This window comes from Micromonospora ferruginea (genome assembly GCF_013694245.2).
Classification (GTDB): Bacteria; Actinomycetota; Actinomycetes; order Mycobacteriales; family Micromonosporaceae; genus Micromonospora; species Micromonospora robiginosa.
The window spans coordinates 4,590,846-4,603,652 of the sequence record NZ_CP059322.2 but is presented as its reverse complement, the minus strand read 5'-3'; the positions used below and the strand labels follow the sequence as shown (position 1 = coordinate 4,603,652).

General features: G+C 72.9%; 9 protein-coding genes and 1 pseudogene. 7 read left to right on the top strand and 3 right to left on the bottom strand.

Annotated elements, in window-relative coordinates; genetic code table 11:
- The first annotated feature begins 35 nt into the window (after positions 1-35).
- Positions 36-1,076 (top strand): S66 family peptidase, encoded by a 1,041-nt coding sequence (locus H1D33_RS19980; RefSeq protein WP_181571698.1) that lies wholly within the window; start codon positions 36-38, stop codon positions 1,074-1,076.
- Here the strand turns inward: H1D33_RS19980 and H1D33_RS19975 are convergent.
- On the bottom strand, positions 1,070-1,285 hold the full coding sequence (locus H1D33_RS19975; RefSeq protein ID WP_181571699.1) for a winged helix-turn-helix domain-containing protein: 216 nt from the start codon (positions 1,283-1,285) through the stop codon (positions 1,070-1,072). The genes H1D33_RS19980 and H1D33_RS19975 overlap by 7 nt on opposite strands.
- A gap of 65 nt (positions 1,286-1,350) precedes the next feature.
- Between H1D33_RS19975 and H1D33_RS19970 the strand changes: the two genes are divergently transcribed.
- The gene (locus H1D33_RS19970; protein WP_181571700.1) at positions 1,351-1,659 is read left to right on the top strand and encodes a hypothetical protein; all 309 of its coding nucleotides are present in this window, start codon (positions 1,351-1,353) and stop codon (positions 1,657-1,659) included.
- A 358-nt stretch (positions 1,660-2,017) separates the two neighbouring features.
- On the opposite strand, the gene H1D33_RS19965 is transcribed toward H1D33_RS19970, so the two are convergent.
- Positions 2,018-2,956 (bottom strand): cyclase family protein, encoded by a 939-nt coding sequence (locus H1D33_RS19965; RefSeq protein WP_181571701.1) that lies wholly within the window; start codon positions 2,954-2,956, stop codon positions 2,018-2,020.
- A gap of 154 nt (positions 2,957-3,110) precedes the next feature.
- Between H1D33_RS19965 and mfd the strand changes: the two genes are divergently transcribed.
- The 4 genes and pseudogenes from mfd to H1D33_RS19945 all read left to right on the top strand — a co-directional run bounded on the left by mfd (position 3,111) and on the right by H1D33_RS19945 (position 10,596).
- A complete protein-coding gene (gene mfd / locus H1D33_RS19960) occupies positions 3,111-6,749 on the top strand; it encodes a transcription-repair coupling factor (RefSeq protein WP_181571702.1) in 3,639 nt (1,212 codons plus the stop codon).
- A 47-nt stretch (positions 6,750-6,796) separates the two neighbouring features.
- A complete protein-coding gene (locus H1D33_RS19955) occupies positions 6,797-7,552 on the top strand; it encodes a hypothetical protein (RefSeq protein ID WP_181571703.1) in 756 nt (251 codons plus the stop codon).
- A pseudogene (locus tag H1D33_RS19950) lies at positions 7,549-8,520 on the top strand (nucleoside triphosphate pyrophosphohydrolase); the annotation flags it as partial. The gene H1D33_RS19955 and the pseudogene H1D33_RS19950, both read left to right, overlap by 4 nt.
- Before the next feature lie 450 nt (positions 8,521-8,970).
- Positions 8,971-10,596: a DUF885 domain-containing protein gene (locus tag H1D33_RS19945; RefSeq protein WP_181571705.1), complete on the top strand. Its 1,626-nt coding sequence runs from the start codon at positions 8,971-8,973 to the stop codon at positions 10,594-10,596.
- Between the two features lie 4 nt (positions 10,597-10,600).
- On the opposite strand, the gene H1D33_RS19940 is transcribed toward H1D33_RS19945, so the two are convergent.
- On the bottom strand, positions 10,601-11,293 hold the full coding sequence (locus H1D33_RS19940; protein ID WP_181571706.1) for a hypothetical protein: 693 nt from the start codon (positions 11,291-11,293) through the stop codon (positions 10,601-10,603).
- Positions 11,294-11,505: 212 nt separating this feature from the next.
- Here H1D33_RS19940 and eno point away from each other — a divergent pair, with 212 nt between their 5' ends.
- Positions 11,506-12,789: a phosphopyruvate hydratase gene (eno, locus tag H1D33_RS19935; RefSeq protein WP_181571707.1), complete on the top strand. Its 1,284-nt coding sequence runs from the start codon at positions 11,506-11,508 to the stop codon at positions 12,787-12,789.
- Positions 12,790-12,807: the final 18 nt, after the last annotated feature.

Below are 12,807 nucleotides of genomic sequence, written 5' to 3'. Positions count from 1 at the left end.
CGGAAATCGCTGGTGCGGGCCGATAGCGTCGGATCATGACGCCGCCGCGCTACCCCGCCAAGCCACGACCGGGTGACCGGGTCGCGGTCGTCTCACCCTCCGCCGGCCTGCCGGGTCTCTTCCCCCACGTGTACGAGCTGGGCCTGCGCCGGCTCCGCGACGAGTTGGGGCTGGAGCCGGTGGAATATCCGACCACCCGGCGGATGGGCGCCGACCCGCGGGACCGGGCCCGGGACCTGACCGCCGCGTTCGCCGACCCGACGATCACCGCGGTGCTCGCCACCATCGGCGGCGACGACCTGATCACGGTCATCCCGTTCCTCGACGACGAGGTGATCCGGGCAAACCCGAAACCCTACTTCGGCTACTCCGACAACACCAACGTGCTCAACCACCTGCACCGCCTGGGGATGGTGGGCTACCACGGCGGCTCGGTGCTGGTGCACCTCGGCCGGCCCGGCAAGCCCCACCCGCTGACCATCGACTCGCTGCGCGCCGCGCTGTTCACCTCCGGCTGGTACGACCTCAGCCCGGCCGCCGAGTGGGGCGACAAGACGCTCGACTGGCACGACCCGGCGACGCTGACCGGGGAGCCGCCGATGCTGCCGGGCGAGGGCTGGCGTTGGCACGGTCCGGCCCGGGTGGTGCAGGGCCGCACCTGGGGCGGCAACCTGGAGATCCTGCACTGGCTGGCGGCCGCCGACCGGGTGCCGCCCGCCGCCGAGCTGGCCGGCTCGGTGCTGCTGGTGGAGACGTCGGAGGAGATGCCGCCGGCCGAGGAGGTCTTCCGGATGCTGCGCAACCTGGGCGAGCGTGGCTTGCTCGCCGGCTTCCCGGCGATCGTGGTGGGCCGACCGAAGGCGTGGCACTTCGACCGGCCGCTGTCGGTGGCGGAGCGGGTTGCCTGGGGCGAGGAGCAGCGGGCGGCGGTCCGGCGGGCGATCGGCCCGTACGCCGACGATTCGGTGGTGGTCTTCGACGTCGACCTCGGTCACACCGACCCGCAGGTGATCGTCCCGTACGGCGGGGAGATCCGCGTCGACGCGGTCGAGCGGCGGATCGCGGTGCGCTACTGACCGCGCACGAACACCCCCTCGCCCTGTCGACCCTCGATAAGCCCCTCGGCCTTGAGGATCAGCAGGGCGGTGCGGACCGATCCGTAGGAGACGCCATAGGTTTCGATCAGCCCCTGCGTCGTGGGTAGCTGATCACCTGGCTTCAAGGTGCCCGCTTGGATCTGATTGCGGATGGCCGACGCCACCTGCTCGTACTTGGGTGTGTTCACGGTGACTCTCGGGGTGGAGCTGGCACTCCGCTCCCCGGGCCTTGACCGGGAAAGGAGCCCGGCCCATGAGCAACCTATCGAACATCGCCCACCCGCCCTGGTGCCTGCGTGGCTCGGACTGTGCCGACGGCAACGGCCTGCACCTGTCCCGCCTCGCCGGCACGGCGCTCCGGGGTGACGAGGTGATCCAGGCCGGCGTCGGCCTGTGGCGGATGGACGTCGGCCCGACCGCGCCGTCCGGCATGCTGCTGGAGTTCTCCGCCGGCGAGGACGTCGAGCGGTGGCCGCTCGACCTGCCCCGGTCCCGGGTGCTGGTCCGCGCGTCCCAGCGCCTGCTCCGCCGCTTGGACCCCACCGCATCCCGCGCCGCCTAAACCCGCCCCGCCCGCCTCGCGATCAAGGATGCTTCGTCGATCTTGGGCTTGTGGTGTCAGGAAATGCCGGAGTTGCCAGCTATCTGAGGTGCCAAAACTCCTAGATCGACGCCGTCGGTCGAGATCTTGGAGCGAAATGGCCCCCGGAGGGGCGCTCAGCTTCCAAGATCTCTCCTGCTCCTGACATGCGGGAAGGATTGCCTGCTACGTGGGAGCGGCGCGGCGGGGTGGGACGGCGCGGGTGTCTCGGGGGTCCGGACACCCGTCCCGACGCTCAACGGCAGACCCCACCAGCGCTCCCCGGTCCGCCGGCGTTCCTGACGTCGCGGTGCGGGGCGTCCGCCCTGGCGGCCCCCGCTCACCGATCGACGGAGGTTGAGGGTGGTCGGGCGTCGACGACGGCGAAGGCGCGAACCGGGAAGGTGCCCATGCCGGCCACCCTCGGCGGGGCGGCGGTGAACCGGAAACCGGTCGGTGGCAGCGCGCCGAGGCCGGTCAGGTGCTCCACGATCGGGATGCCGGCGGCCAGCAGCGCGGTGTGCGCGGGGCGCTCGCCGGCCGCCGCCGGGGTCATGTCGTCGATGTTGATCGAGTCGATGCCGACCAGCGCCGCGCCGGCGTCGACCAGCCAGGAGGCGCCGTCGCCGGTCAGGTAGGGCGCGTCCGGTGCGGCGTAGGCGTCGGTGCCGAAGTGCGCGTCCCAGCCGGTGTGCAGCAGCACCGCCCGCCCGGCCACCTGATAGGGGGCGAGCAGCAGGCGGTCCACCGCTCGGGTGCCGGCGGGCACGCGGACCACCAGGGCGGGCAGGTCGGCCAGCCGGTCCAGCGGCACCCCGGCCAGGTCGGGGGCGGCGGCGAAGCGGTGCGACGGCGTGTCGACGTACGTGCCGGTGTTGGCGATCATGTCGATGCGGGCGATGTGGAACTCGACGCCCGGTGCGTACCGCTGTCGGGACGCCTCCCGGCTCAGCCAGTCGGTGATCCGGGGGGCCGGCAGGTCGGGGAGGGTGACCATGCCGTCGGTGATCTCGTGGCTCAGCTCGACCAGCCGCCGCCCGCCGCCGGTCGGGGCGGTCGCCACGCCGCGTCCGCCCTTGTGCGGCTCCTCCACCACGCTCCGGTTGCTGATCCGCACCTCGCCGACCATGAGCAGCCCGAGGTGCCGTACGAGCAGCGCGGCCAGCTCGTCGTCGGTGACCTCGGGGTCGGGGACGTCCAGCCGGAAACCGTCGGTGCGCAGGCCCCCACCGTTGGCGAAGACCACCTCGGCGTCGAAGACCGCCCGATACTCGACCATCGGTCCACCGCACCACGCCGGGCCCGGGTCGTCAAGATCGAAAAGCGGCGACGCCCGGATGGTCGGGGGAGGGGGATAGGCTCGACGGGTGCACCCCCCGTCCGGCTGGACGCGGGGTCGTCGTCATGCGTCGACCCGCTGGAAGTGATCACTGATGCTCACCGGACTCTTCGCCGCCGCCCTGGCCGACCCCGGGCTGGCCCGGGCGCGTGACCTGGCGCGCTCCGGTGCCGCGCAGGTCGACGGCCTCGACCTCACCGCCCCCGCCGCGCTGCGCCCGTTCGCGGTCGCGGCGGTGGCTGCCGACGAACAAGGTGCCGGCCGACCCGTGCTCGCGGTGACCGCCACCACCCGCGAGGCCGACGACCTGGTCTCCGCGCTGGGCAGCCTGCTGCCGCCGGAGCAGGTCGCCGTCTTCCCGTCCTGGGAGACGCTGCCGCACGAGCGCCTGTCGCCCCGCTCCGACACGGTCGGGCGGCGCCTCGCCGTGCTGCGCCGGCTGGCCCACCCCGACTCGGCCGACGCGCACGGCCGCACCGGCCCGCTGCGGGTGGTCGTGGCGCCCGTCCGGTCGCTGCTCCAGCCGCAGCTCAAGGGCCTCGGCGACCTGGAGCCGGTGCAGCTCGCCGCCGGCGAGGAGGCCGACCTGGAGGAGGTGGCCCGCCGGCTCACCGACATGGCGTACGCCCGGGTCGACCTGGTCACCAAGCGTGGTGAGTTCGCCGTGCGCGGCGGCATCCTCGACGTCTTCCCGCCCACCGACGAGCACCCGTCCCGGGTCGAGTTCTGGGGCGACGAGGTGGAGGAGATCCGCACCTTCGCCGTCGCCGACCAGCGCACCATCGAGGGCGTACCGCAGCTCTGGGCGCCGCCCTGCCGCGAGCTGCTGCTCACCCCGTCGGTGCGGCAGCGGGCCGCCGCGCTCGCCGCCGAGCACCCCGAGCTGGCCGAGATCCTCGACAAGCTGGCCGAGGGCATCCCGGTCGAGGGCATGGAGTCGCTGGCCCCGGCGCTGATCGGCGACGACGCGCTGGAGCTGCTGGTCGACTGCATGCCGGCCGGCACCCACGTGCTGCTCTGCGACCCGGAGCGCATCCGCACCCGGGCGCACGACCTGGTCCGTACCTCGGAGGAGTTCCTCCAGGCGAGCTGGGCCGCGGCCGCCGTCGGTGGCCAGGCCCCGGTCGACCTCGGCGCCGCCGCCTTCAAGACCCTGGCCGAGGTACGCGCGCAAGCCCGCGCCCTGCGCCAGCCCTGGTGGACGCTCGCCCCGTTCGGCCTGGTGGAAGCCGACGCCGCGCCGGCCCGGCAGCCCTGGGAGGACGCGCCGGCCGAGGTCGACGTCACCCCCGACGACGCCATCGCGGTGAGCCTGGCCGCCCAGCCCGCCCCGCTCTACCACGGCGAGACCGCCCGGGTGGTCGACGACCTGAAGCGCTGGGCCGGCGAGGGCTGGTCGATCGCGCTGGTCTTCGAGGGCCACGGTCCCGCCCAGCGGGCCGTCGAGGTGCTCCGCGACGCCGGCCTCGGCGCCCGGCTCACCGAGGAGGTGCCCACCGCGCCGGCGCCCGGCGAGGTGCTCGTCTCCTGCGGCTGCCTGACCGCCGGCTTCGTCGACGAGGCGTCGAAGTTCGTGCTGCTGACCGGCGACGACGTCACCGGCGGCCGGGGCACCTCGACCCGCGACATGCGCAAGATGCCCAGCCGGCGGCGCAACACCATCGACCCGCTGGAGCTGAAGGCCGGCGACTTCGTCGTGCACGAGCAGCACGGCATCGGCCGCTACGTCGAGCTGGTGCAGCGCACCGTCAACGGCGCCAGCCGCGAATACCTGGTCATCGAATACGCGGCGAGCAAGCGCGGCCAGCCCGGCGACCGCCTCTTCGTCCCCACCGACCAGCTCGACCAGCTCTCCCGCTACGTCGGCGGCGAGCAGCCCACGCTGCACAAGATGGGCGGCTCGGACTGGCAGAAGTCCAAGGCCCGGGCCCGCAAGGCGGTCCGCGAGATCGCCGCGCAGCTCATCCAGCTCTACGCCGCCCGCAAGGCGTCCAAGGGGCACAACTTCGGCCCGGACACCCCGTGGCAGCGGGAGTTGGAGGACGCGTTCCCCTGGCAGGAGACGCCGGACCAGATGGCCGCCATCGAGGAGGTCAAGCGGGACATGGAGCAGACCGTCCCGATGGACCGGCTGATCTGCGGCGACGTCGGCTACGGCAAGACCGAGATCGCGGTGCGGGCGGCGTTCAAGGCGGTGCAGGACGGCAAGCAGGTGGCCGTGCTGGTGCCCACCACGCTGCTGGTGCAGCAGCACTACAACACGTTCGCCGAGCGGATGAGCCAGTTCCCGGTGAACATCCGGCAGCTCTCCCGGTTCCAGACGCCGAAGGAGTCCGAGCGGACGCTGGAGATGGTCGCCGACGGCAGCGTCGACATCGTCATCGGCACCCACCGGCTGCTCCAGGCGGCCACCCGGTTCAAGTCTCTCGGGCTGGTCATCATCGACGAGGAGCAGCGCTTCGGCGTCGAGCACAAGGAGCACCTGAAGACGCTGCGCGCCTCGGTCGACGTGCTCGCCATGTCGGCCACCCCGATCCCACGGACTCTGGAGATGGCGATCACCGGCATCCGGGAGATGTCCACCATCGCCACCCCGCCGGAGGAGCGGCACCCGGTGCTCACGTTCGTCGGGGCGTACGACGACCGGCAGGTGGCCGCGTCCATCCACCGCGAGCTGCTCCGCGACGGGCAGGTCTTCTACCTGCACAACCGGGTCGAGTCGATCGACAAGGCGGCGCGGCGGATCCGCGAGCTGGTGCCCGAGGCCCGGGTCGCGGTGGCGCACGGCCAGATGGGCGAGGAAGCGCTGGAGAAGGTGATGGTCGGCTTCTGGGAGAAGGAGTTCGACGTCCTGGTCTGCACCACGATCGTGGAGTCCGGCATCGACATCCCGAACGCCAACACGCTGATCGTGGAGCGCGCCGACCTGCTCGGCCTGGCCCAGCTCCACCAGATCCGCGGCCGGGTCGGCCGGGGCCGCGAGCGGGCGTACGCCTACTTCCTCTATCCGCCGGAGAAGCCGCTCACCGAGAACGCGCACGAGCGGCTGGCCACCATCGCCCAGCACACCGAGCTGGGCGCCGGCATGTACGTGGCGATGAAGGACCTGGAGATCCGGGGCGCCGGCAACCTGCTCGGCGGCGAGCAGTCCGGCCACATCGAGGGCGTCGGCTTCGACCTGTACGTGCGGATGGTCGGCGAGGCCGTCTCCGCGTTCAAGGGCGAGAGCACCGAGGAGGAGGTCGACGTCAAGATCGACCTGCCGATCGACGCGCACCTGCCGCACGACTACGTCGGGGTGGAGCGGCTGCGGCTGGAGATGTACCGCAAGCTCGCCGAGGCCCGCGACGCCGAGCGGCTGCACGAGGTGGTGGCCGAGATGACCGACCGCTACGGCGAGCCGCCCGCGCCGGTGCAGAACCTGGTGGCGGTGGCCCGGTTCCGGCTGCTGGCCCGCCGCTACGGCCTCACCGACGTGTCGATGCAGGGCAAGCACATCCGGTTCGGTCCGTTGCCGCTGCCCGACTCGAAGCAGATGCGGCTCAAGCGCTACCACCCGGACTCGGTCTACAAGCAGGCGGCCGACCAGGTCAGCGTGCCCCGGCCGAGCACCCGCCGGATCGGCGGCGAGCCGCTGCGCGACCAGGCACTGCTGGAGTGGTGCGCCCAGCTCCTCTCCGACGTCCTCGGCGAACCGGCGGCGGCGCAGCCGGCCGGGGCGGGTGCGCGGTGAGGTGGGCGGCGTCACAGCCCACCGCAGGGCGTGAGAGAGTGACCGTCATGCGTGCTCGCCGTCTTGTCGCCGTCGCCAGCGTGGCGGTCGGCCTCGTCGCCCTCTCCGGTTGCCGTACCGAGCCGGGGGTCGCCGCCTACGTCGGTGACCACCGCGTCACCGAGGACCAGGTCACCTCGATCCTCGACGAGGCCCGCAGCGGCCTGGCCAGCCAGCCGGCCACCGCCGGGCAGGCCGACGCGCTGCTGCCGCCCCGCGACCAGGTGGTCGCCACCCTGGTGCTGTCGGACGTGTGCAAGGAGCTGTCCGCCGACAAGGGCTACCAGCCGAAGAACCAGGTCACCGCGGAGCAGGTGGCCCAGCAGCTCGGCCTGCCCGCCGACGCGACGTACCCGAAGCGGGTCGCCGAGTTCTACACCTGCGTCTCCGGCGTGCCGGTGGGCGAGTCGACCGCCCCCACCAAGGAGGACCTGGCCGCGGTGATCGCCGCCGGTCGGGCCGCCGGCGCCATCCCGCCGGACGTGTCCGACGCGGACGCCGCCGGCCAGCTCGACGGCGACCAGCTCCGCTCCGCGCTGGCCACCCGCAAGGCGCTCGCCGACGCCATCGACGGGTACGACGTCTCGGTCAACCCGCGCTACCGGCCGCTGGCCTTCCCGGTGCTCACCTTCAAGGGTGACGTGCCGGCGGTCTCCGTGCCGCTCGGCGAGGCGGGCTCGTCGGTCACCGACATCTCCACCCCGGAGCCGGAGACCGGTGACTCGGCGCCGGTGGTCGACCCATCGGCGGCGCCCGGCGCATGACCGCGCGCATCGTCCTGCTGGTCACCTCGCCCCGGCTGCCGGCCGGGCTGCTGACCTCGGCCGCCTGGGACGCCGTACGCTCCGCGCCGGTCCTCACCGGCGTCGACGGCGAGCTGACCCGGGCGGTCCGGACGGCCGGCGCCGAGGTGCGCGTGGTGACCGAGGGCGCGACGCAGGCGCTGCTGGACGCCGCCGCCGCCCACGGCGGCGCGGTCTGGCTGGCCGGCGCGACCGGCGACGAGACGCTCGCCCGTGAGCTGGGGCTGCGGCTGGCCCGCCAGCCGGGCCTGGCCGAGCTGGAGCTGATGTACGGCTCGTGGGACCCGCCGGGCGCCCGGCTGCTCGACGCGGTCGAGGTGATGGACCGGCTGGCCTCCCCGGGCGGCGATCCGTGGAAGCGGGCGCAGACCCACCGCAGCCTGGCCGCGTTCCTCATCGAGGAGTGCTACGAGGCGTACGACGCGATCAGCGCCGACGACACCGACGCGCTCCGCGAGGAGTTGGGCGACGTGCTGCTCCAGGTGCTGCTGCACGCCCGGCTGGCCGAGGACCTGCCGGAGGGGAAGAGCTGGACCGTCGACGACGTGGCCGGCGGCCTGGTCGACAAGATGGTCCGGCGTAACCCGCACGTGTTCTCCGGCGAGCAGGCCGGCACGATCGAGGAGATCGAGGCCAACTGGGAGCGGATCAAGCGGGCCGAGAAGACCCGTGACTCGGTGCTCGACGGCATCGCGTTGAGCCAGCCCGCGCTCGCCCTGGCCGCGAAGATCCTGGATCGCGCCGGCCGGGTGGGGCTGGCCGTCCCGCCGCCGCTCGCCGAGTCGCAGGTGGACCCGGAGGCGCGGCTGGGCGCGAGCCTGCTGGCCACCGTCGCGGCGGCCCGGCAGGCCGGCATCGACCCGGAGGCGGCGCTCCGCCGCGCCACCCTGGCGTACGCCGAGGCCGTCCGCGTCGCCGAACGCGCCACCCCCGCCCCCAACCTGACCCCGCCACCCCGGCGTACGCCGAGCCGGTCCGCGCCAACCCCGCCCCGGCCCGACCTCGCCGCCCCGAGGCCGTCACACGCTCCCCGGTGCGCCGTCGTCCCATGCCCGGCCTCCCCACCCCTACGCACCCTCGCCCGGCCCCCGTCGATCTTGCACTTTCGGCCCCGGCAAACCGCCTGAACCAGACATCAGAGGGGCCGAAACTGCAAGATCGCGGGGATGGGCGGGGCGAGGGGGCTGTTCGTGGGTGGCTTCTCGAATGGTGAGAGTTGATGTCCGCAGCTTGGGGTTCTGAAGATCTTGGTAGGAAAGGGCCCCTCGGGGGCCGTTTCGTACCAAGATCTCGCAACCGAGCCGAGCCGAGCCGAGCCGAGCGAGGGTGGGCGCTGGGCGCTGGGCGGGGGTGTCGGGGGTGGTCGGTAGGGTTCGGGGATGGAAGCGTTCGTGCCGCTCGCGGAGCGGATCGTGGAGGCGTTGCTGGAGAGCCGGCCCGGGTTGGCCACCGCCGCCGGGGACCACCGCTACGACGACCGCCTGCCCGACCTCTCCGCCGACGCCCTCGCCGCCGACCAGGCGATGCTGAAGGACGCGGCCGATGCCCTCTCCGAGATCGACCCGGACGTGCTCGACGTCGACGAGGGCGTGGACCACGCGCTGCTCAGCAGCCTGGTCGACCGGGGGCTGTTCGAGGCCACCGAGATCCGCAGCCACGAGTGGGATCCGCTGCGGCACAACCCGGGTCCGCTGCTGCACGCGTTGCTGGCCCGCCCCTACGCCCCGGTCGACGAGCGGCTGACCCACCTCGCCGGGCGCCTCGACGCCGTACCGGATGCGCTGGCGACCGCGCGCGCGACGCTGCGGGACATGCCGCGGGTCCACGCCGAGACGGCGGTGGGGCAGTTCGCCGGCGCGGCGGCGCTGGTCCGCGACGAGGTGCCGGCGTTGCTCGCGCAGGCGCCGGCGTTGCGTGACCGGGTGGGCCCGGCGGCCACCGCCGCGGTCGCCGCGCTTGACGAGTTCGTGGCGTGGCTGCGGGCCGGGCTGGCGGCGGACGCCGGCCCGGGGCGTGACCCGCGGCTGGGGCGGCGGCGCTGGGAGGCGCGGCTGTGGCACACGCTCGACACCGAGCTGGGCGCCGCCGAGGTGCAGCGCCGCGCCTGGGCCAACCTCGACCGGGTCACCGACGAGATCCGGGCGGCGGCGGTCGAGCTGGTCGGTGGTCCGGCCGACGACGAGACGGTACGCCGCGCACTGGACCTGCTCGCCGCCGAGCACCCGGACGACGCCACCATCGTGGACCTCGCGTCGGTCACGCTGGACGAGGCCACCGACTTCGTCCGCCACCACGACCTGGTGAGCCTGGTCGCGGATCCGTGCGTGATCCAGGAGATGCCGGAGTTCGCCCGGGGCGTGGCGGTGGCCTACTGCGACTCGCCGGGGCCGCTGGAGACGGCGGACGTGCCGACGTTCTACTGCATCGCGCCCACCCCGGCGGACTGGCCGGCGCGGCGGGTGGAGTCGTTCTACCGGGAATACAACGACCACATGATCCGCAACCTGACCGTGCACGAGGCGATGCCGGGTCACTTCCTGCAGCTCGCCCACGCCCGCCGCTACGCCGGTCCGACGCGGGTGCGCGCGCTCACCGAGTCCGGGGTGTTCATCGAGGGGTGGGCGGTCTACACCGAGGAGCTGATGGCCGGGCTGGGCTTCGGTGGGCTGCCGGTGCGGTTGCAGCAGCTCAAGATGCAGCTCCGGATGACCATCAACGCGCTGCTCGACCAGCTCGTGCACTGCGACGACCTGCCCGAGGCCGACGCGATGGCGCTGATGACCGGGCGGGGCTTCCAGGAGGAGGGCGAGGCGGCCGGCAAGTGGCGGCGCGCGTTGCTCACCTCGACGCAGCTCTCCACCTACTTCGTCGGCTACAGCGAGATGGCCGGGATCGCCGGCGCCCGGCCGGACGGCGTGCCGGTGCGCGACTGGCACGACGCGATGCTGTCGCACGACTGCCCGCCGCCGCGCCACCTGCGCACCCTGCTGGGGCTGGGCGGGTGAGGCGTCAGGACGTCTTGGTGCGGCGGTCCACCACGGCGGCGCCGGCCGGCAGGTCGAACGCGGTGGCCTCGACCGTCTCGGTGTAGCGGCTGAGCGTGACCTCGGCGGCCTTGTTGTCGAGCGTGCCGGTGAAGCTGCCCAGCACCCCTTCGGTGGTCACGCAGGTGGCGAAGCGATCGCCGGCGTTGGTGACGTCCACGCAGGTGGCGTGGTGTCCGGCGAGCGTGGTGTCGCTCTGCTTGATGACCGCGTCGGGTTCCAGCGCCGCCTCGGTGAGCAGCCGGATCACCGCCGGCGGGGTGACCAGGCCCAGCTTGCGGGCCTCGTCGTAGACGATCACCGACGGCTTGCCGGCGGTGAGCACCGGGGGCGACACGGTGCAGGAGGTGCGGGCGGAGGCGCTGGTGCACCGGGTCACCGCCTCCTGCGTGACGGTGATCCGGCCGCCGGGCCAGGTGTAGGTGGAGCGCAGCGGCTTGGCGGTCTGCGCGATCGAGGCGGTCCGGCCGCCGGCGAGCTGGTAGTCGGCGGCCCAGGTCTGCTCCAACGCCCGGTCCATCCGCGCGGTCAGGTCGTTCACCAGGTCGGCCCGTCCGAGTGCGACGCCCGCGTCGTCCAGGGTCTGGCAACCGGTGACCGAGAGCGACGCGATGACCGTGGCGGCGAGCACGCGGAGAGTCGTCGAGGCGGCAGGCATGATGCCCAGCCTTGTCGATCGACGCAACCTCTCGCAAACCGGTTGCCGGTTGACGACCGGTAAAGCGGGAATGTCCGTCTCATTCGCCGCGGTGGGGTCCGCCCCGACCGGCATGTGGGAGGGCGGGGACCGATACGCTGCGTTCAACACCTGCCTCAGCCGCACCGTCGCGGCCCGAATCGGACCGGAACACACAAACGAGGAGCGACTCAGTGGCAACCATCGAGGGAATTGTCGCCCGGGAGATCCTGGACTCGCGGGGCAACCCGACGGTCGAGGTCGAGGTCGGGCTCGACGACGGCACGATCGCCCGCGCCGCGGTGCCGTCCGGCGCCTCCACCGGCGCGTTCGAGGCGGTCGAGCTGCGCGACGGCGACAAGGACCGCTACCTGGGCAAGGGTGTCGAGAAGGCCGTCTCCAACATCGAGGACCGGATCGTCGACCAGCTCATCGGCTACGAGGCCAGTGAGCAGCGGCTGATCGACCAGAAGATGATCGACATCGACGGCTCGGACAACAAGGGCGAGCTGGGCGCGAACGCCATCCTCGGCGTCTCGCTGGCCGTGGCGAAGGCCGCCGCCGGCAGCGCCGAGCTGAGCCTCTTCCGCTACCTGGGCGGCCCCAACGCGCACCTGCTCCCGGTGCCGATGATGAACATCCTCAACGGTGGCGCGCACGCCGACTCGAACGTCGACATCCAGGAGTTCATGATCGCGCCGATCGGCGCGCCGACGTTCCGGGACGCGGTCCGCTCCGGCGCCGAGGTCTACCACGCGCTGAAGTCGGTGCTGAAGAAGAAGGACCTGTCGACCGGCCTCGGCGACGAGGGCGGCTTCGCCCCGAACCTGCCGACCAACGCCGCCGCGCTGGACCTGATCGCCGAGGCGGTCGAGAAGGCCGGCTACCGGCTCGGCACCGACATCGTCTTCGCGCTCGACGTGGCCGCCACCGAGTTCTTCGACAACGGCACCTACACGTTCGAGGGCAGCGCGAAGAGCGCCGAGGAGATGAGCAACTACTACACCAAGCTCGCCGGCGACTACCCGATCGTGTCCATCGAGGACCCGCTGGCCGAGGACGACTGGAGCGGCTGGGCCACGCTGACCGCCGCGCTCGGCGACCGGATCCAGATCGTCGGCGACGACCTGTTCGTGACGAACCCGCAGCGCATCGCCCGGGGCATCGCCGAGCGGGCCGCCAACGCGGTGCTGGTCAAGGTCAACCAGATCGGCTCGCTGACCGAGACGCTCGACGCGGTGGACCTGGCCCACCGGGCCGGCTTCACGTGCATGATGAGCCACCGGTCCGGCGAGACGGAGGACACCACCATCGCCGACCTGGCGGTCGCCACCGGCTGCGGCCAGATCAAGACCGGCGCCCCGGCCCGCTCGGACCGGGTCGCCAAGTACAACCAGCTCCTGCGGATCGAGGAGGAGCTGGCCGACGCGGCGCGGTACGCCGGCGCCGGCGCGTTCCCGCGTTACCGTTCGGCCTGAGGTCAGCGCTCCGGGGGA

Bases quoted from the DNA above. Each gene is read 5' to 3' on its own strand.
- H1D33_RS19980 (WP_181571698.1), top strand. From the start codon at position 36: ATGACGCCGCCGCGCTACCCCGCCAAGCCACGACCGGGTGACCGGGTC.
- H1D33_RS19970 (WP_181571700.1), top strand. From the start codon at position 1,351: ATGAGCAACCTATCGAACATCGCCCACCCGCCCTGGTGCCTGCGTGGC.
- H1D33_RS19965 (WP_181571701.1), bottom strand. From the start codon at position 2,956: ATGGTCGAGTATCGGGCGGTCTTCGACGCCGAGGTGGTCTTCGCCAAC.
- mfd (WP_181571702.1), top strand. From the start codon at position 3,111: ATGCTCACCGGACTCTTCGCCGCCGCCCTGGCCGACCCCGGGCTGGCC.
- H1D33_RS19955 (WP_181571703.1), top strand. From the start codon at position 6,797: ATGCGTGCTCGCCGTCTTGTCGCCGTCGCCAGCGTGGCGGTCGGCCTC.
- H1D33_RS19945 (WP_181571705.1), top strand. From the start codon at position 8,971: ATGGAAGCGTTCGTGCCGCTCGCGGAGCGGATCGTGGAGGCGTTGCTG.
- H1D33_RS19940 (WP_181571706.1), bottom strand. From the start codon at position 11,293: ATGCCTGCCGCCTCGACGACTCTCCGCGTGCTCGCCGCCACGGTCATC.